The sequence below is a fragment of the Kluyvera sp. 142486 genome, assembly GCF_046569695.1.
Taxonomy (GTDB): domain Bacteria; phylum Pseudomonadota; class Gammaproteobacteria; order Enterobacterales; family Enterobacteriaceae; genus Kluyvera.
In genome coordinates this window covers 293,260-310,375 of the sequence record NZ_JBKHUI010000004.1, presented here as the reverse complement: position 1 = coordinate 310,375, position 17,116 = coordinate 293,260, and the positions used below count along the sequence as shown (strand labels likewise).

Below are 17,116 nucleotides of genomic sequence, written 5' to 3'. Positions count from 1 at the left end.
CGCTTAGCCAACGACCAGGTTAAGCAGCTTGCCCGGTACGTAAATCACTTTACGCACGGTTACGCCCTCAAGGTATTTCGCAACCAGGTGTTCCTGGCCTGCGCGTTCACGCACTTGCTCTTCGGTCGCATCAACCGCAACGGTGATTTTACCGCGAACTTTACCGTTGACCTGAACAACGACCAGCGTGGTGTTTTCTACCATCGCTTTCTCGTCAGCCACCGGCCACGGTGCGTTGTCGATATCGCCTTCGCCGCCCAGTTCTTGCCACAGCGTGAAGCTAACGTGTGGGGTGAACGGGTTGAGCATACGCACGACGGCCAGCAACGCTTCCTGGATCAGCGCTCTGTCCTGCTCGCCTTCCTGCGGTGCTTTCGCCAGCTTATTCATCAGCTCCATAATCGCCGCGATAGCAGTGTTGAAGGTCTGACGACGACCGATATCATCGGTAACTTTAGCAATAGTTTTATGAACGTCACGGCGCAGTGCCTGCTGATCTTCCGTTAATGCCTCCACGTTCAGCGCCGCAACCGGGCCCTGAGCGGTGTGTTCATAGACCAGTTTCCAGACGCGTTTCAGGAAGCGGTTTGCCCCTTCAACGCCGGATTCTTGCCATTCCAGAGTCATATCTGCTGGAGATGCAAACATCATGAACAGACGCACGGTATCCGCACCATAGCGCTCAACCATCACCTGCGGGTCGATGCCGTTATTTTTGGACTTGGACATTTTGCTCATGCCGGTATACACCAGCTCATGGCCCGCCGCGTCCTTCGCTTTCACGATACGGCCTTTCTCGTCGCGTTCAACGATAGCATCAACCGGGGAAACCCAGTTACGTTCGCCGTTTACGCCCACGTAGTAGAAGGCATCCGCCAGCACCATGCCCTGACACAGCAGCTGTTTAGCCGGTTCGTCAGAGTTAACCATACCCGCATCACGCATCAGTTTGTGGAAGAAACGGAAGTAGAGTAGGTGCATGATGGCGTGTTCGATACCACCAATGTAGATATCAACCGGCAGCCAGTAGTTCGCCGCTTTAGAGTCCAGCATGCCTTCCTGATACTGCGGGCAGGTGTAGCGCGCGTAGTACCATGAAGATTCCATGAAGGTATCAAAGGTGTCGGTTTCACGCAGCGCAGGCATACCGTTAACGGTCGTTTTTGCCCACTCTGGATCGGCTTTGATTGGGCTGGTAATACCGTCCATGACCACATCTTCCGGCAGGATAACCGGCAGCTGATCTTCTGGGGTTGGCAGCACGGTGCCATCTTCCAGCGTAACCATTGGGATTGGCGCACCCCAGTAGCGCTGACGGGATACGCCCCAGTCGCGCAGACGGTAGTTCACTTTACGCTCGCCCACGCCCATTGCCGTCAGTTTGTCAGCAATAGCGTTGAAGCCGTCTTCAAAGCTCAGACCGTCGAACTCGCCGGAGTTAAACAGGGTGCCTTTTTCGGTCAGCGCCTGCTCGGAGAGATCCGGCTTGCTGCCGTCTGCGGCGAGGATAACTGGCTTGATGTTCAGGCCATATTTAGTCGCAAATTCATAGTCGCGCTGATCGTGGCCCGGAACGGCCATCACTGCGCCAGTACCGTACTCCATCAGCACGAAGTTTGCCGCCCATACCGGGATCGCTTCACCGGTCAGTGGGTGAATGGCTTTAAAGCCAGTGTCGACGCCTTTTTTCTCCATGGTCGCCATATCGGCTTCAGCCACTTTGGTGTTGCGGCATTCGTCGACGAAAGCCGCCAGGGCTGGGTTGTTAGCGGCAGCCTGCTGTGCCAGCGGGTGACCCGCAGCAACGGCCAGGTAGGTGCAGCCCATAAAGGTATCTGGACGGGTGGTGTAAACGGTCAGCTTGTCGGCGTAGTCGTTAACGTCAAAGGAGATTTCGACCCCTTCGGAACGGCCAATCCAGTTGCGCTGCATCGTTTTCACGGTGTCAGGCCAGTGATCCAGGTTGTCCAGATCGCGCAGCAGTTCGTCAGCGTAAGCGGTGATTTTGATAAACCACTGTGGGATCTCTTTACGCTCAACTTTGGTATCGCAACGCCAGCAGCAGCCGTCGATAACCTGTTCGTTCGCCAGTACGGTCTGGTCATTTGGGCACCAGTTCACCGCAGAGGTCTTCTTGTACACCAGGCCTTTTTTATACAGCTCGGTGAAGAACTTCTGCTCCCAGCGATAGTATTCCGGGGTGCAGGTGGCCAGCTCGCGGCTCCAGTCATAGCCAAAGCCCAGCATTTTGAGCTGGTTTTTCATGTACGCGATGTTGTCGTAGGTCCATGGCGCAGGCGCGGTGTTGTTTTTTACCGCAGCACCTTCAGCCGGCAGGCCGAACGCATCCCAGCCGATTGGCTGCAGAACGTTTTTGCCCAGCATGCGCTGATAGCGAGCAATAACGTCGCCGATGGTGTAGTTACGGACGTGGCCCATGTGTAGTCGACCAGAAGGATAGGGAAGCATCGACAGGCAGTAATACTTCTCTTTGCTCTCGTCTTCAGTAACTTCAAATGTGCGCTTCTCATCCCAGTGAAGCTGGACTTTCGATTCTATCTCTTCCGGGCGGTATTGCTCTTGCATGGCAGCCAGTGATCCTGTTTTCAATACAGCTACAAATGTAGCCTATAGATGTGGTATTTCAGATCCGCATAGCATAGCCCAAACGTTCACGTCAAAACAGCCTTTCGCACGTTAAGGCGGCGAAAAGCTCCGGGCGTCATTTATCAACTCTGTGGTGAAGCTGGCAAAGCAGAAATCAAATAACGGCTATTATTATAAGAGGTTAACTGGCTGGGAGAGGAAACAATGAACAAGGTTGCTCAAATTTACCGTGAATTGGTGGGCTCGCTAACTGAACGTCTGCGCAATGGTGAACGCGATATCGATGCCCTGGTTGCACAGGCGCGGGCTAAGGTCGCACAAACCAGCGAGTTAACGCGTACTGAAATTGATGAGCTGCTGCGCGCCGTTCGTCGTGACCTCGAAGAGTTCGCGATGAGCTACAGCGAAAGCCAGGAAGATGATTCCGACAGCGTATTTCTGCGGGTCATCAAAGAAAGTCTCTGGCAGGAGCTGGTGGATATTACCGACAAAACGCAGCTGGAATGGCGCGAAGTGTTCCAGGACTTGAACCATCACGGGGTGTATCACAGTGGGGAAGTAGTGGGGTTGGGTAACCTGGTGTGTGAGAAGTGTCACTACCATTTGGCGGTGTACACGCCGGACGTGCTACCGCGCTGCCCGAAGTGCGGGCATGACCAGTTCCAGCGTAGGCCTTTCGAGCCGTAATGGGTATTCCCGGCGGCGCTTCGCCTGGCCGGGCTACAAGCGACCTGTAGCCCGGCCAGGCGAAGCGCCGCCGGGACAGGCTCAATGGTAAAATGCTAACCGCTCCGCCAATAGATCAACAAACGCCTCACGGTCTACATCGACCATGACCGTCGCATTCGGTTTATTCCCCGTCAGGAAGTAATAATCCACTACCGTCATCCCCTGCGTATATTTCCCCTGCGTTTCCACACCCACCCAGCGCTCAACGGTAGTGAAGATCTCAGGCTTCAACAGCCAGGCGATGGTGCACGGGTCATGCAGCGGCGCGCCGATAAAGCCCCATTTTTCATCCTTGTGATACTCCATAAAGAAGTCGAGCAACTCGGCAACAATGGTGGAAATCGGGTTGCCAATGGCGCGAAAACGTTCGATATCGGCGGCGTGGATCTGCGCTTTGTGGGTTACATCAAGCCCCGCCATTACCACCGGAATACCCGACTGGAAGACGATTTCTGCCGCTTCCGGGTCAACGAAGATGTTGAACTCGGCGGCTGGGGTCCAGTTGCCGAGGGTCATCGCGCCGCCCATGATAACGATGCGGGCGATTTTTACGTGCAGTTCCGGGTGCCCGTTGAGCAGCAGTGCCACGTTGGTTTGCGGGCCCGTTGACACGATAGTGACCGGCTCCGGGCTTTCACGCAGAGTTTTGGCCATCAACTCGACGGCGGTGCATGACTGCGGCGCAAAGGACGGCTCCGGCAACGCCGGGCCATCAAGCCCGCTTTCGCCGTGTACGTTGTCGGCAATAATCAGCTCACGCATCAGCGGCTTCACTGCGCCGCGGGCGACCGGAATATCCGGACGCTGGAGCAGCGTCAGCATGCGTAACACGTTACGCAGGGTTTTGTCCGGCGTTTGGTTGCCAGCGGAAGAGGTAATGGCTTTCACCTCCAGCTCAGGGGAGGCGAGGGCGAGAACAATAGCGATCGCGTCATCATGACCCGGGTCGCAATCAAGAATAATCGGCAGTGCCATAGCGGTTCCTTGTCAGCATTATTTTGTGACAAGGGTAAAGCTTGAATGGACAAGGGACGAGAATAGAGACGTCAAAGCGTGATGCAGCGCGCAAAAGGGTAGCCCGTCCGAGCAAAGCGACGCCGGGGCGGGCACCAGGCTATCCCGGCGTCGCTTTGCTCGGCCGGGCTACATCAGGAAGTTAGTGCAGTATTTTGGCGAGGAAGTCTTTCGCGCGTTCAGATTTCGGGTTAGCGAAGAAGGCCTCTTTGTCGGCATCTTCAACGATCTTGCCTTCATCCATAAAGATCACCCGGTTAGCCACTTTACGGGCAAAGCCCATTTCGTGGGTCACCACCATCATGGTCATCCCTTCGTTCGCCAGCTCGACCATCACGTCCAGCACTTCGTTGATCATCTCCGGATCGAGCGCTGAGGTTGGTTCATCAAACAGCATTGCCACCGGGTCCATGCAGAGCGCTCGGGCGATCGCCACACGCTGTTGCTGGCCGCCGGAGAGTTGCGCTGGGAATTTGTTGGCGTGCGCAGAAAGCCCTACGCGCTCCAGCAGCTTTAAGCCTTTGTCGCGGGCCGCAGCTTTATCACGTTTCAGAACCTTAACTTGCGCCAGCGTCAGGTTCTCAATAATCGACAGGTGCGGGAACAATTCAAAGTGCTGGAACACCATGCCGACGTGAGAACGCAGCTTCGCGAGGTCGGTTTTTTTGTCGTTGACCTTGGTGCCGTTCACCAGGATCTCTCCCTGCTGAACCGGCTCCAGACCGTTCACGGTTTTAATCAGCGTGGACTTGCCGGAGCCGGACGGCCCGCAGACCACCACTACTTCGCCTTTTTTCACTTCCGTGGAGCAATCGGTCAGCACCTGAAAGTGACCATACCATTTAGAGACGTTTTTCAGGGTAATCATTATACGGTCCTTTTCTTCAAGTAGCTGACCAGCAGCGAGGCGCTAAGGCTAATCACAAAATAGACAAAACCAGCAAACAGGATCATTTCCACCTGAGTCCCGTCACGCTCACCAATCGTGGAGGCGGTACGGAAGAAGTCCGCGAGGCTCAGGACGTACACCAGCGAGGTATCCTGGAACAGGACAATCCCCTGGGTTAACAGCAGCGGCACCATGGCGCGGAAGGCCTGCGGCAGAATGATGAGCTTCATTGACTGCCAATGGGTCATCCCCAGCGCCAGCGCGGCGCTGGACTGCCCGCGCGAGATGCTCTGAATGCCCGCGCGGATAATCTCGGAGTAGTAGGCAGCTTCAAACATCGAGAACGCCACCATCGCCGAGATCAGGCGAATATCGCTTTTCGGCGACAGCCCGAGCACGTTTTGCAGGAAGCCCGGCACGATCAGGTAGAACCACAGCAGCACCATCACCAGCGGCACGGAGCGGAAGACGTTGACGTAGGCTTTAGCGAACCAGGCAATAGGCTTAAATGCCGATAGACGCATCACCGCCAGCAGCGTACCCCAGACGATACCGATGATAATCGCCGTAACGGTAATTTTGAGGGTGATAACCAGACCTGCCAGCAGGTAAGGCATCGACGGAACAATCGAACTCCAGTCAAAATCGTACATTATTTACCTCCCAGATTGCCTGGCAGGCGGATTTTGCGTTCCACCAGCGCCATCACCAGCATAATCACGGCGTTAATGAAGACGTAGGCGAGGGTGATCGCCGTAAAGGATTCCCAGGCGTGCGCGGAGTAGTCCAGCAGCTTGCCCGCTTGCGCGGCCATGTCGACCAGACCAATCGTGGAGGCGATGGCCGAGTTTTTTACCAGGTTCATCATCTCGGAGGTCATTGGCGGCACAATCACGCGATAGGCGTTTGGCAGCAGTACATAGCGGTAGGTTTGCGGTAGCGTCAGGCCCATCGCCAGACCGGCGTTCTTCTGCCCGCGCGGCAGCGACTGAATGGCGGCGCGCACCTGCTCGCAAACGCGGGCGGCGGTAAACAGACCCAGACAGATCATCGAAGAGAGGAAGAACTGAATGTTCGGATCGAGCTCCGACTTAAACCACATGCCGAGGTTTTCCGGCAGCAATTCCGGCACCACAAGGTACCAGGTAAAGAACTGCACGATCAGCGGAACGTTACGGAACAGCTCGACGTAGCAGGTGCCGAGCGAGGATAAAAAGCGGTTAGGAACGGTACGCAGGATGCCGAACAGCGAGCCGACGAGGAAAGCGATAATCCAGGCGGTAATCGAGAGCGCGACGGTGACCTGAAAACCGCTCCACAGCCAGCCGAGATAGGTGGTGTTGCCGAAGGGGGCCTGTTGTAAAAAGATACCCCAGTTCCAGTCTATTGACATAATGAACTCCAGAAAAAAAAAGGGTAGCAGTACGACCTGCTACCCTCGAAGATTGTTGAACAGCGTTTTGCGGTATTCAGGCCAGGTGGGGAACGACCACCTGACGTATAGTCTGTCCGTGCTGAACTACAATCGAGAGGGCAGATTTATCCGCCCCATTTTTTTAATTAGTTAAGTGCTTTGTCGTTTGGCGTTTTGAACAGCGTTTTCATCTCTTCTGACAGCTCAAAGTTCATGTTCAGGTTTTTCGGTGGAATTGGGTTTTTGAACCACTTATCAAACCATTTCGCCGCTTCGCCTGAGGTCTGCGCCTGAGCGATGGTGTCATCCATCAGCTTTTTGAAGTCTGGGTCGTTTTTGCGCAGCATGCAGCCGTAAGCTTCCTGAGACTGCGGCTTGCCGACGATTTCCCAGTTGTCTGGTTTCTTGGCTTTCGCACGTTCACCGGCCAGCAGGGCATCATCCATCATAAACGCCACCGCACGACCGCTTTCCAGCGTACGGAAGGAGTCACCGTGGTCTTTGGCGCTGATGATACGCATATTCATTTTTTGTTCGTCGTTCAGCTTGTGCAGCAGAATTTCAGAGGTAGTACCGGAGGTCACGACCACCGCTTTGTCTTTCAGATCCGGGAAGTCTTTAATCGGGCCGCCTTTTTTCACCAGCAGACGGGTACCGACCACGAAGATGGTGTCGGAGAATGCAGCCTGCTTCTGACGTTCGACGTTGTTGGTGGTGGAGCCACACTCAAAGTCGAAGGTGCCGTTTTGCAGCAGTGGAATACGGTTCTGGGAAGTGATTGGAATCAGCTTCACGTCCAGTTTCGGGTTGTTGAGCTTTTTCTTGATAGCGTCAACGATGGCGTTGGAGTAGTCCTGAGAGTAACCGACCACTTTCTGCTGGTTGTCGTAGTAGGAGAACGGCACGGATGATTCGCGGTGGCCAACGACGATAACGCCGTTTTTAGCAATTTTATCCAGCGTCGATTGCTGCGCGGCATCGGCTGCAGGCTGTGCGTCTTCTGCATGCGCCAGGCCAGCGGTCACACCCATGACCAGCATGGCGGCGGCCAGTTTACGTAATTGCATATCCAACTCCTTTATCCTCTGCATCGGCAAAGATGCATTGATACCCATTGTGATTGTTGTGTTGTTCTCGCTGCGTCTTTAGCGTGCAGCGTTATGTGTGTTTGTTAGCATTTAGTTTGGCTTAATGTAAAGATTTTGCTGCTTTATTGTTTATTTTTGCGAAGCGTGCCGCACCGATTTGAGGCAAAAATCGCAGTTTGCACGATTTTGGTGCTACCAATGGGTTGTGATGGTGCAACCAGGTTGCGCTATTCGGCGGAATGCAGCTTCTTGATTATATTAAGCAATTGGCGTGCCAGAATGGGGAGTTGCGGCAGGAAAAGATCTTGTAGGCCTGATAAGCGCATCGCCATCAGGCATGATACAGCACCGTTGCTTGCCGGATGGCGGCGTACCGCCTTATCCGGCCTACATTCGATAGTGCAGTGTTTTACTTGCGACGCTGACGCAGGCTCATCACCAGTGCACCAAAACCAAACAGCGCGGTAATCAGCCATACCGTCCAGTCGCCGGTACGTGCATAAGGCGTTAACCCGGTGGTTGGCGTCACTTTGGTGGTCAGTACCTGACGCGTGAACTGCGGGATCATCGCCTGAATTTCACCGCGTGGGCCAATCACGGCGGTAATGCCGTTGTTGGTGCTACGCAGCAGCGGACGCGCCAGCTCCAGCGCGCGCATGCGTGCCATCTGGAAATGCTGCCACGGGCCGATAGACTTACCAAACCACGCATCGTTAGAGATAGTCAGCAGGAAGTTGGTGTCCGGGCGGAAGTTGTCGCGCACCTGCTGGCCGAGAATAATCTCGTAGCAGATAGCAGCGGTTAGCTTCAGGTTATGCGCCTGCAGCTGCGGCTGAACGTACGGCCCACGGCTGAATGACGACATCGGCAGGTCAAAGAACGGCGCGAGCGGGCGTAGAATCGATTCCAGCGGCACAAACTCACCAAATGGCACCAGGTGATTCTTGTTGTAGCGGTTGGTCGACTCGTAGCTGTACGGGCTGTCTTTACCCAGCGTGATGATGGTGTTGTAAGTGTCGTAGCGATTCTGCTTATTGAGGCGCTGGTCGACAATACCGGTGATAAGCGTGCTGTCTTTGGCCCGCAGCAAATCATCCATCATGCTCAGGAAGCGCTGCTGGTTGATTTCCAGATCCGGAATTGCCGACTCCGGCCAGATAATCAGCTGCGATTTGCCCATCACCTGTTCAGTGGCATCAAGGTAGATTTTCAGCGTATTAATCAGCTGGCCTTCATCCCACTTCATGGCCTGTGGAATATTGCCCTGCACCAGTGAAACCTGGGTCGTTTTGTCGGTTTGCAGGGTATACCACTGGATATAGCGCAGCGGGAACGGCAGGGCGAAGAGAACGACGCCAACCACCAGCGGACGCCAGTTGCGGGTCACCAATGCCAGCACTAATAGGCCGCTAACTGCCATCAGCAGGAAGTTGATGGCCTCAACGCCCATCAGCGGCGCCAGCCCTTTCAGCGGGCCGTCAATCTGGCTGTAGCCAAACTGCAGCCACGGGAAGCCGGTCAGCACCCAGCCGCGCAGGAACTCGGTGATTTGCCAGACAACCGGCGCGGCAATGGCCACGCGAACCCAATTGGTCTTTGGCCACAGGCGCGACAGAATGCCGGCAAATAGGCCGGTATATAGCGACAGATAGGCCGCCAGCAGCACCACGAGGAAGACGTTGACCGGGCCCGGCATACCGCCAAACTGCGCGATGCTGACGTATACCCAGTTAATGCCGGTACCAAACAGGCCAAAGCCCCAGAAATAACCAATGGCGGCGGCCTGCACGGGGCAACGGTTAAGCGTCAGCGCCTGCAGCCCTATCAACGAAACAATCGCCGCTGGCCAGAAGTCATAGGGAGAAAAAGCCAGCGTACCGCTGGCTCCGAAAAGTAGCGCCAGCAGCAGACGAATGCGCTGGCGTTCAAGCAGTGAGGCAAATGCCATGAAGGTTATTCATCCAGTTTCGGTTGTGGGGAATCGTCCGGGATTTTAACGTGAACCTGAATAATACGACGGCTGTCCGCCATGGCGACCTTAAACTGGTAACCATCGATGTCGATAGTTTCCCCGCGGGCAGGCAGGTGGCCAAAGGCCTGCATCACCAGACCGCCAATGGTATCCACTTCGTCATCGCTGAAGTGGGTGCCGAACGCGTCGTTGAAGTCCTCAATAGAGGCCAGCGCGCGTACCGTCCAGGTGTGGCGGCTGAGTTGACGGAAGTCGATATCGTCCTCTTCGTCATACTCATCTTCAATTTCGCCAACGATAAGTTCGAGAATGTCTTCAATCGTCACCAGACCCGACACGCCGCCAAACTCATCGATAACGATGGCCATATGGTAGCGCTGGGAGCGGAACTCCTTCAGCATTCGGTCAACCCGTTTGCTTTCCGGCACGACAACCGCGGTGCGTAACACTTTATCCATGCTGAAGGCTTCGGAATCACTGCGCATAAACGGCAGCAGATCTTTCGCCATCAGAATCCCTTCGATGTGATCCTTATCCTCACTGATCACCGGGAAGCGCGAGTGGGCGGACTCGATGATCACATCAAGACATTCGTCCAGGGTTTGGTTGCGTTTCAGGGTAATCATTTGGGAGCGCGGGATCATGATGTCACGGACACGTTGGTCTGCGATATCCATTACCCCTTCAAGCATATCGCGCGTATCTTCATCGATAAGCTCGTTCTGTCCGGAATCACGGATCAGCGCCAGGAGATCGTCACGGTTTTTCGGTTCACCGTGGAAAAGCTGGCTGAGTAAGAGGGAGAAGAATCCCTTTTTGCTGTTTACTGTGTCACTACTGTGTGAATTGTCGTCGCTCATGGCGTCGTTTGGGTTCTCATGTTGATTTAACTGTCGCTCGTCACGCGTAAACTCAGCGCCGGACGGCATGTTTTGCCTGATGGCGCTTACGCTTATCAGGCCTACGAAAAGCATGAATGTAGGCCGGATAAGGCGCAAGCGCCGCCATCCGGCAAACTACTATTCTGCAATCTTCTCGGAAATGTACGGATCCTCATAGCCCAGAGCAAGCATTATCTCTGTCTCGAGGCTTTCCATTTCTTCCGCTTCCTCATCCTCGATATGGTCATAACCCAGCAGATGCAGGCTACCGTGCACGACCATATGCGCCCAGTGGGCTTCCAGCGGCTTGCCTTGCTCAACGGCTTCCTGCTCAACTACCTGACGGCAGATGATCAAATCGCCCAGCAGCGGCATTTCCATTCCCGGCGGTGCTTCAAACGGGAATGACAGCACGTTGGTTGGCTTATCCTTGCCGCGGTAGGTGAGGTTCAGTTCGTGGCTTTCGGCCTCATCCACCAGGCGAATCGTGACTTCTGATTCTTCCTGAAACTGCGGGATGACGGCATCCAGCCATGTCTGAAACTGACTTTCTTCTGGCAGACCGGTGTTGTTTTCACAGGCCAACTGGAGATCGAGGATCACCTGACTCATTTCTGCTCCTGCGCCTGAGCTTCGCGTTTACGTTCCGCGGCCTGCTCGGCTTTACGTTTTTGATCGGCTTCTTCCCACGCCTCATAGGCGTTCACGATACGAGCAACCACCGGGTGGCGCACCACGTCTTCGCTGTGGAAGAAGTTAAAGCTAATTTCATCGACTTCAGCCAGCACTTCAATAGCGTGGCGCAGGCCGGATTTGGTGCTGCGCGGCAGGTCAATCTGGGTGACGTCGCCGGTAATCACCGCCTTGGAGTTGAAGCCGATACGGGTCAGGAACATCTTCATCTGTTCGATGGTGGTGTTCTGGCTCTCATCGAGGATGATAAAGGCATCGTTCAGCGTGCGGCCGCGCATGTAGGCCAGCGGAGCAACTTCGATGACGTTACGCTCCATCAGTTTCTCGACCTTCTCGAAGCCGAGCATCTCGAACAGCGCGTCGTACAGCGGGCGCAGATATGGGTCAACCTTCTGGCTTAAATCGCCCGGCAGGAAGCCGAGTTTTTCGCCGGCTTCGACCGCAGGGCGGGTCAGCAGAATACGACGAATCTCCTGGCGCTCCAGCGCATCAACCGCGGCGGCGACGGCAAGGTAGGTTTTACCGGTACCGGCAGGGCCTACGCCGAAGGTGATGTCGTGGTCAAGAATATGGGCGATATACTGCGCCTGGTTTGGCGTACGCGGTTTAATCACCCCGCGTTTGGTTTTGATATTGATGGCTTTGCCGTAATCCGGCACGCTCTCCGCGCTCTGTTCCAGCACGCGCGCTTCTTTAATCGCCAGATGAATCTGTTCCGGCTCAATATCCTGAAGCTGGCCGCGCATTGGCGCGGTATCAACGTACAGGCTGCGCAGAATGTCGGCAGCGGCGGTCACGCAGATGGCGCGTCCCGTCAGTTTGAAATGGTTATCGCGGCGGTTGATCTCGATGCCCAGTCGTCGCTCCAGCTGTTTAATATTGTCATCAAACGGGCCACACAGGCTCAGCAGACGGGCATTGTCGGCTGGCTCCAGGGTAATTTCGCGAGTGTCTATGTTCAAACTGTTCCTCTTATGCATGAGTTGCCGGTAGTAAGACGTGACCGGCTGATAAAGGAATTATTCACGCCGCAGTAAAAAGGCGCAAGCATTGCAGTAAATATGGGGATGACGGCAGGAAATACAAGGCCCGTCAGGGGAGACGGGCCAGGGAGATTATGGTTGATAAATCCCAACGCCCGCCTCGCTCTCTTTACGAGTACGCGCAATCACCGACTCTGGCGATTCAACGATGCGCAGGCCCATTTCGTCCTCGGTGCGCACCAGTTTGCCGCGCAGTGAGTTGGTGTAGACGTCAACGATCTCCACATCGACGAATTTACCGACCATATCCGGCGTACCTTCGAAGTTGACCACGCGGTTGTTCTCAGTGCGCCCGGTCAGCTCCATAATGCTCTTGCGGGAAGTGCCTTCTACCAGAATGCGCTGTACGGTGCCGAGCATACGACGGCTCCAGGCCATTGCCTGCTGGTTGATACGTTCTTGCAGAATATAGAGGCGCTGTTTTTTCACCTCTTCCGGCACGTCGTCGATCATATCGGCCGCTGGCGTACCTGGACGCGCGGAGAAGATAAAGCTAAAGCTGACGTCAAAGTTCACGTCGCCAATCAGCTTCATGGTCTGCTCGAAGTCCTGGTCGGTTTCGCCCGGGAAGCCGACGATAAAGTCGGAGCTAATCTGGATATCCGGACGCGCTTCGCGCAGCTTACGGATGGTGGATTTGTATTCCAGCGCCGTATGGGTACGCCCCATCATGTTCAACACGCGGTCTGCGCCGCTCTGAATCGGCAGATGCAGGAAGCTCACCAGCTCCGGCGTATCGCGATACACGTCGATAATGTCGTCGGTAAATTCAATCGGGTGGCTGGTGGTGAAACGGATACGGTCGATGCCGTCAATCGCCGCGACCAGACGCAGCAGTTCGGCAAAGCTCCCGGTGGTGCCGTCAAAGTTCTCACCGCGCCAGGCGTTAACGTTTTGTCCCAGCAGGTTAACTTCACGCACGCCCTGAGCGGCTAACTGGGCAATTTCAAACAGAATATCATCACACGGACGGCTGACTTCTTCACCGCGGGTATATGGCACCACGCAGTAGGTGCAGTATTTGTTGCAGCCTTCCATGATAGAGACAAACGCGGTCGGGCCGTCGGCGCGCGGCTCCGGCAGACGGTCAAACTTCTCGATTTCCGGGAAGCTGACGTCCACCACCGGGCGGCGGTTATTACGTACGGCATCGATCATTTCTGGCAGACGGTGCAAAGTCTGTGGGCCAAAAACGATATCCACGTAGTGCGCGCGCTGGCGGATAAGCTTGCCTTCCTGTGAGGCGACGCAGCCGCCAACACCAATAATCAGCTTAGGATTTTTTGCTTTAAGTAATTTCCAGCGGCCTAAAAGGTGGAAGACTTTTTCCTGGGCTTTCTCACGGATTGAGCAGGTATTCAGCAGCAGGACGTCGGCTTCTGCTGCGTTTTCAGTCAGTTGATACCCATGAGTGGCATCCAGCAGATCGGCCATCTTTGATGAATCGTATTCGTTCATCTGACAGCCCCAGGTTTTAATATGGAGTTTTTTTGTCATCGACTTGCTCTTGCTCAATTATGAATAGCCCACATTGCAGGGCGCGTATTGTAATGCTTTGGTGCGGTTGTGACCAGCTTGACGGTTATTGGCCTCAAAGGGCGAAAGTCCGGTAAACTGAAGGTATTCGGCTTTAAGGATAATAAATGATGACAATTCTACACAAAGACGTTGCGGTGGTTGGCGGCGGGATGGTCGGTGGTGCGCTGGCGTTAGGGTTGGCGCAGCAGGGGTTCTCCGTGGCGGTGCTGGAAAAGAGTCCGCCGCCGGACTTTGACCCGAACTCACAGCCTGATGTCCGAATTTCAGCCATCAGCGCTTCTTCGGTGCAACTGTTACGCGGCCTTGGGGTCTGGGATGCCGTGCTGGCAATGCGGGCTCATCCCTGGCGTCGGCTGGAGACCTGGGAGTGGCAAACCGCGCACGTTGTGTTTGATGCCCGCGAGCTGAAGCTGCCTAATCTTGGCTATATGGTAGAGAACAACGTACTGCAACTGGCGCTTTGGCAGGCGCTGGAGGCGCATCCGCTGGTGACGCTGCTGCACGGTACCTCGCTTAATGAGATGCGGGCTGATGGCGATAGTCACGTTTTACATCTCGAAGATGATTGTCAGGTTGCGGCTCGCTTGGTGGTGGGCGCTGACGGCGCGCTTTCGCAGGTGCGCCAGCAGGCGGGAATTGGCACCAACGGCTGGCAGTATCCGCAGTCCTGTATGCTGATTACCGTACAATGCGACAATGAACCGGGTGACAGCACCTGGCAGCAGTTTACACCAACCGGGCCGCGCGCTTTCTTACCTCTGTTCGATAACTGGGCATCGTTGGTGTGGTACGACACTCCGGCGCGTATCCGCCAGCTACAGTCGTTGCCGATGCCGCAACTACAACGGGAAATCACGCACCATTTTCCGGAACGTTTAGGAACCATCACACCGGTTGCTGCCGGGGCATTTCCGCTGACTCGCCGTCATGCTCAGCAGTATGTGCAGCCGGGATTGGCGCTGATTGGCGATGCCGCGCACACTATTCATCCGCTAGCGGGGCAGGGGGTAAACCTTGGCTATCGCGACGTCGATGAGCTGCTGGATGTGCTGGCTAACGCGCGCAGCATCGGTGAAAACTGGGCCAGCCTGCCGGTATTACAGCGTTATCAGGCGCGCCGTCGGGTAGATAACCTGCTGATGCAGAGTGGGATGGATCTGTTCTACGCCGGTTTTAGTAACGATCTCGGCCCGCTGCGAATTTTACGCAACGTGGGGCTGATGGCGGCGCAGCGCGCGGGCGTGTTGAAGCGTCAGGCGCTGAAGTACGCGCTGGGGCTGTAGTTCTGATATAGGCCGGATAAGGCAGCACCGCCATCCGGCATTTTGCTCAGCTGTGCCTGATGGCGCTTCGCTTATCAGGCCTACGATATTCGGAAAGGGACAAAAACAAAAAAAGCTCGCCGAAGCGAGCTTTTTGAAAATGGCTGGGGTACGAGGATTCGAACCTCGGAATGCTGGTATCAGAAACCAGAGCCTTACCGCTTGGCGATACCCCAACGGGTGCGTCCACAAAAGTGAACGACTTTTTGAAAATGGCTGGGGTACGAGGATTCGAACCTCGGAATGCTGGTATCAGAAACCAGAGCCTTACCGCTTGGCGATACCCCAACAATTTTTTTTCGAATGTATCGATAACTCGATAGATTCTGAATTTGGTGGCTACGACGGGATTCGAACCTGTGACCCCATCATTATGAGTGATGTGCTCTAACCAACTGAGCTACGTAGCCGATACTAACATATTCTTCGATGGCTGGGGTACCTGGATTCGAACCAGGGAATGCCGGTATCAAAAACCGGTGCCTTACCGCTTGGCGATACCCCAATACCGTCGCGGCTATCCGCAAATATCGAAGAAAATATGGCTGGGGTACCTGGATTCGAACCAGGGAATGCCGGTATCAAAAACCGGTGCCTTACCGCTTGGCGATACCCCATCCGTGCAACGCTTATTGGTGAATGGTGCGGGAGGCGAGACTTGAACTCGCACACCTTGCGGCGCCAGAACCTAAATCTGGTGCGTCTACCAATTTCGCCACTCCCGCAAAAAAAGATGGTGGCTACGACGGGATTCGAACCTGTGACCCCATCATTATGAGTGATGTGCTCTAACCAACTGAGCTACGTAGCCATCTTTTTTTTCGCGTTACCTTATCGGCGTTGCGGGGCGCATTATGCGTATTGAGCCCAATACCGTCAACACCTTTTTCAATGAAATTCACCGGAATGTGACTGTTTGGTTGGGTTGTGAACAGCCTGGCGCATTATTCGGCAATTATTGGTTATTTCGCGTTAAATCATGCCATCAATGCATCCGGATTCACTGCAAGGTTATCGCGTTAATACGCTAACAAGTGAAACCACTGGGCCACCGACGGTACGCTTAAGTGCACCGAAAGCCAGTGTTTTTAATAAATGACTGGCGCCTACGCGCAGGGTGTTCTCGATATAGCTTTTATCTTTCTGGCTGCTAAGCCATTGCGCCTGTTCCAGCTCATTGAGCAGGGTTGAGGCAGAAATACGTGCGGGATCGAAGCTCACTGCCACGGAACCAGCATATAAACGGTGAATCACCTCTTTAATACCGTCGCGGGCGCGGAGTTGTTCAATCAGTTTCTCGACTTCATGCGGATGGCGTTGGATCCAACTGGAGCGGATGCGGATGCGATTGGGGGTCTGGTGCAGGTAAGGAGTCATAGCCGCCTCATTTTTACTTATGTAGTGGTAATGAGAGTAATTTATATTTGCATTCCACCCATGTCCAGCCTTCAGCGCACGCAGCGCAAAAAAGAATCCCGCATTACCTTTTGACGCATCGCAAGAGAAGGGCGATTAGTGCTATCTGGCGTTTTCTATCTGTGATTTCATAAATGTCACCTATAAATATCAGGGTATTAAATGATATGCCTGTCGAATCCTTGGGCGACTTACTGACTTTGCGCCGCTTTGTAGAAGTGGCGCACCATATCCCCGGGCGTTTGCGCCTGCGGTTTTCCAACAAGCTTGTAGCCAGCCTTAGTCAGGGGAAGCTCAAGCAGCTTGATGCTTATTGCTCCCCTGAGGGGTACCTCCGGCGTTATCAGATCAATAGCGAAACCGGCTCTATCGTCCTTGAGTACGATGCTGCCGCTATTCGCCCGCACATCCTCAATCAACTGTTTGGTCCGGATGGCGAGCAGGCCCAGCAAGCGCTGGAGCAATTGGCCGCCATTCTTAGCCCCTCTCACTAAATGAAAAGGACAGTC

Annotated in this window: 15 protein-coding genes and 7 tRNA genes; 3 read left to right on the top strand and 19 right to left on the bottom strand. The window is 54.7% G+C overall.

Translation table 11 applies throughout. The features are described 5' to 3' along the window. Nucleotides 1-3: 3 nt before the first annotated feature. Nucleotides 4-2,586, bottom strand: coding sequence for a leucine--tRNA ligase (gene leuS, locus ACLGE8_RS07225; RefSeq protein ID WP_410997497.1), 2,583 nt, complete (start codon nucleotides 2,584-2,586; stop codon nucleotides 4-6). Nucleotides 2,587-2,811: 225 nt separating this feature from the next. Here leuS and ACLGE8_RS07220 point away from each other — a divergent pair, with 225 nt between their 5' ends. Then, a complete protein-coding gene (locus ACLGE8_RS07220) occupies nucleotides 2,812-3,294 on the top strand; it encodes a zinc ribbon-containing protein (RefSeq protein WP_333495039.1) in 483 nt (160 codons plus the stop codon). 81 nt (nucleotides 3,295-3,375) lie between these two features. On the opposite strand, the gene rihA is transcribed toward ACLGE8_RS07220, so the two are convergent. The 10 genes from rihA to miaB form a co-directional block, all read right to left on the bottom strand. Further along, complete coding sequence (gene rihA / locus ACLGE8_RS07215; protein ID WP_410997495.1) at nucleotides 3,376-4,311, bottom strand: pyrimidine-specific ribonucleoside hydrolase RihA; 936 nt, start codon at nucleotides 4,309-4,311, stop codon at nucleotides 3,376-3,378. Between the two features lie 181 nt (nucleotides 4,312-4,492). Further along, nucleotides 4,493-5,218 (bottom strand): amino acid ABC transporter ATP-binding protein, encoded by a 726-nt coding sequence (locus ACLGE8_RS07210; protein WP_410997493.1) that lies wholly within the window; start codon nucleotides 5,216-5,218, stop codon nucleotides 4,493-4,495. Continuing rightward, complete coding sequence (gene gltK, locus ACLGE8_RS07205; RefSeq protein ID WP_333495036.1) at nucleotides 5,218-5,892, bottom strand: glutamate/aspartate ABC transporter permease GltK; 675 nt, start codon at nucleotides 5,890-5,892, stop codon at nucleotides 5,218-5,220. Before gltK ends, ACLGE8_RS07210 begins: the two co-directional genes overlap by 1 nt. After that, nucleotides 5,892-6,632, bottom strand: a complete 741-nt coding sequence (locus ACLGE8_RS07200) for an amino acid ABC transporter permease (protein ID WP_035894314.1) — start codon at nucleotides 6,630-6,632, stop codon at nucleotides 5,892-5,894. The genes gltK and ACLGE8_RS07200 overlap by 1 nt, the downstream gene beginning before the upstream one ends. Before the next feature lie 167 nt (nucleotides 6,633-6,799). Next, nucleotides 6,800-7,720 carry an amino acid ABC transporter substrate-binding protein gene (locus tag ACLGE8_RS07195; protein ID WP_185669820.1) on the bottom strand — a complete coding sequence of 307 codons (921 nt, stop codon included), beginning with the start codon at nucleotides 7,718-7,720 and terminating at the stop codon, nucleotides 6,800-6,802. A gap of 430 nt (nucleotides 7,721-8,150) precedes the next feature. Beyond that, nucleotides 8,151-9,689, bottom strand: coding sequence for an apolipoprotein N-acyltransferase (gene lnt, locus ACLGE8_RS07190; protein ID WP_410997490.1), 1,539 nt, complete (start codon nucleotides 9,687-9,689; stop codon nucleotides 8,151-8,153). Between the two features lie 5 nt (nucleotides 9,690-9,694). Beyond that, nucleotides 9,695-10,573, bottom strand: a complete 879-nt coding sequence (gene corC / locus ACLGE8_RS07185) for a CNNM family magnesium/cobalt transport protein CorC (RefSeq protein WP_185669850.1) — start codon at nucleotides 10,571-10,573, stop codon at nucleotides 9,695-9,697. 159 nt (nucleotides 10,574-10,732) lie between these two features. Further along, nucleotides 10,733-11,206 carry an rRNA maturation RNase YbeY gene (gene ybeY, locus ACLGE8_RS07180; RefSeq protein WP_395595467.1) on the bottom strand — a complete coding sequence of 158 codons (474 nt, stop codon included), beginning with the start codon at nucleotides 11,204-11,206 and terminating at the stop codon, nucleotides 10,733-10,735. After that, nucleotides 11,203-12,249, bottom strand: a complete 1,047-nt coding sequence (locus ACLGE8_RS07175) for a PhoH family protein (protein WP_185669817.1) — start codon at nucleotides 12,247-12,249, stop codon at nucleotides 11,203-11,205. The genes ybeY and ACLGE8_RS07175 overlap by 4 nt, the downstream gene beginning before the upstream one ends. Nucleotides 12,250-12,402: 153 nt before the next feature. Continuing rightward, nucleotides 12,403-13,827: a tRNA (N6-isopentenyl adenosine(37)-C2)-methylthiotransferase MiaB gene (miaB, locus tag ACLGE8_RS07170; RefSeq protein ID WP_410997488.1), complete on the bottom strand. Its 1,425-nt coding sequence runs from the start codon at nucleotides 13,825-13,827 to the stop codon at nucleotides 12,403-12,405. Between the two features lie 149 nt (nucleotides 13,828-13,976). Here miaB and ubiF point away from each other — a divergent pair, with 149 nt between their 5' ends. Further along, nucleotides 13,977-15,152 carry a 3-demethoxyubiquinol 3-hydroxylase gene (gene ubiF / locus ACLGE8_RS07165; RefSeq protein ID WP_410997548.1) on the top strand — a complete coding sequence of 392 codons (1,176 nt, stop codon included), beginning with the start codon at nucleotides 13,977-13,979 and terminating at the stop codon, nucleotides 15,150-15,152. A 140-nt stretch (nucleotides 15,153-15,292) separates the two neighbouring features. Here the strand turns inward: ubiF and ACLGE8_RS07160 are convergent. The 8 genes from ACLGE8_RS07160 to ACLGE8_RS07125 form a co-directional block, all read right to left on the bottom strand. Then, a tRNA-Gln gene (locus ACLGE8_RS07160) sits at nucleotides 15,293-15,367 on the bottom strand. 37 nt (nucleotides 15,368-15,404) lie between these two features. Continuing rightward, nucleotides 15,405-15,479 (bottom strand) — tRNA-Gln (locus ACLGE8_RS07155). Nucleotides 15,480-15,524: 45 nt separating this feature from the next. Continuing rightward, nucleotides 15,525-15,601, bottom strand: a tRNA-Met gene (locus ACLGE8_RS07150). A gap of 20 nt (nucleotides 15,602-15,621) precedes the next feature. Next, nucleotides 15,622-15,696, bottom strand: a tRNA-Gln gene (locus tag ACLGE8_RS07145). Between the two features lie 37 nt (nucleotides 15,697-15,733). Beyond that, nucleotides 15,734-15,808 (bottom strand) — tRNA-Gln (locus ACLGE8_RS07140). Between the two features lie 23 nt (nucleotides 15,809-15,831). Next, nucleotides 15,832-15,916 (bottom strand) — tRNA-Leu (locus ACLGE8_RS07135). Between the two features lie 9 nt (nucleotides 15,917-15,925). Next, a tRNA-Met gene (locus tag ACLGE8_RS07130) sits at nucleotides 15,926-16,002 on the bottom strand. 200 nt (nucleotides 16,003-16,202) lie between these two features. Then, on the bottom strand, nucleotides 16,203-16,568 hold the full coding sequence (locus tag ACLGE8_RS07125; RefSeq protein ID WP_035892675.1) for a hypothetical protein: 366 nt from the start codon (nucleotides 16,566-16,568) through the stop codon (nucleotides 16,203-16,205). A gap of 206 nt (nucleotides 16,569-16,774) precedes the next feature. Between ACLGE8_RS07125 and ACLGE8_RS07120 the strand changes: the two genes are divergently transcribed. Continuing rightward, a complete protein-coding gene (locus ACLGE8_RS07120; RefSeq protein WP_410997486.1) occupies nucleotides 16,775-17,101 on the top strand; it encodes an HMA2 domain-containing protein in 327 nt (108 codons plus the stop codon). Nucleotides 17,102-17,116 lie beyond the last annotated feature (15 nt).

What these genes read in the sequence shown, in the direction of transcription:
- ACLGE8_RS07120 (WP_410997486.1), top strand. Translation starts at nt 16,775, where the DNA reads ATGCCTGTCGAATCCTTGGGCGACTTACTGACTTTGCGCCGCTTTGTA.
- ybeY (WP_395595467.1), bottom strand. Translation starts at nt 11,206, where the DNA reads ATGAGTCAGGTGATCCTCGATCTCCAGTTGGCCTGTGAAAACAACACC.
- ACLGE8_RS07220 (WP_333495039.1), top strand. Translation starts at nt 2,812, where the DNA reads ATGAACAAGGTTGCTCAAATTTACCGTGAATTGGTGGGCTCGCTAACT.
- ACLGE8_RS07125 (WP_035892675.1), bottom strand. Translation starts at nt 16,568, where the DNA reads ATGACTCCTTACCTGCACCAGACCCCCAATCGCATCCGCATCCGCTCC.
- corC (WP_185669850.1), bottom strand. Translation starts at nt 10,573, where the DNA reads ATGAGCGACGACAATTCACACAGTAGTGACACAGTAAACAGCAAAAAG.
- ACLGE8_RS07200 (WP_035894314.1), bottom strand. Translation starts at nt 6,632, where the DNA reads ATGTCAATAGACTGGAACTGGGGTATCTTTTTACAACAGGCCCCCTTC.
- ubiF (WP_410997548.1), top strand. Translation starts at nt 13,977, where the DNA reads ATGACAATTCTACACAAAGACGTTGCGGTGGTTGGCGGCGGGATGGTC.
- gltK (WP_333495036.1), bottom strand. Translation starts at nt 5,892, where the DNA reads ATGTACGATTTTGACTGGAGTTCGATTGTTCCGTCGATGCCTTACCTG.
- miaB (WP_410997488.1), bottom strand. Translation starts at nt 13,827, where the DNA reads ATGACAAAAAAACTCCATATTAAAACCTGGGGCTGTCAGATGAACGAA.
- leuS (WP_410997497.1), bottom strand. Translation starts at nt 2,586, where the DNA reads ATGCAAGAGCAATACCGCCCGGAAGAGATAGAATCGAAAGTCCAGCTT.
- ACLGE8_RS07210 (WP_410997493.1), bottom strand. Translation starts at nt 5,218, where the DNA reads ATGATTACCCTGAAAAACGTCTCTAAATGGTATGGTCACTTTCAGGTG.
- rihA (WP_410997495.1), bottom strand. Translation starts at nt 4,311, where the DNA reads ATGGCACTGCCGATTATTCTTGATTGCGACCCGGGTCATGATGACGCG.
- lnt (WP_410997490.1), bottom strand. Translation starts at nt 9,689, where the DNA reads ATGGCATTTGCCTCACTGCTTGAACGCCAGCGCATTCGTCTGCTGCTG.
- ACLGE8_RS07195 (WP_185669820.1), bottom strand. Translation starts at nt 7,720, where the DNA reads ATGCAATTACGTAAACTGGCCGCCGCCATGCTGGTCATGGGTGTGACC.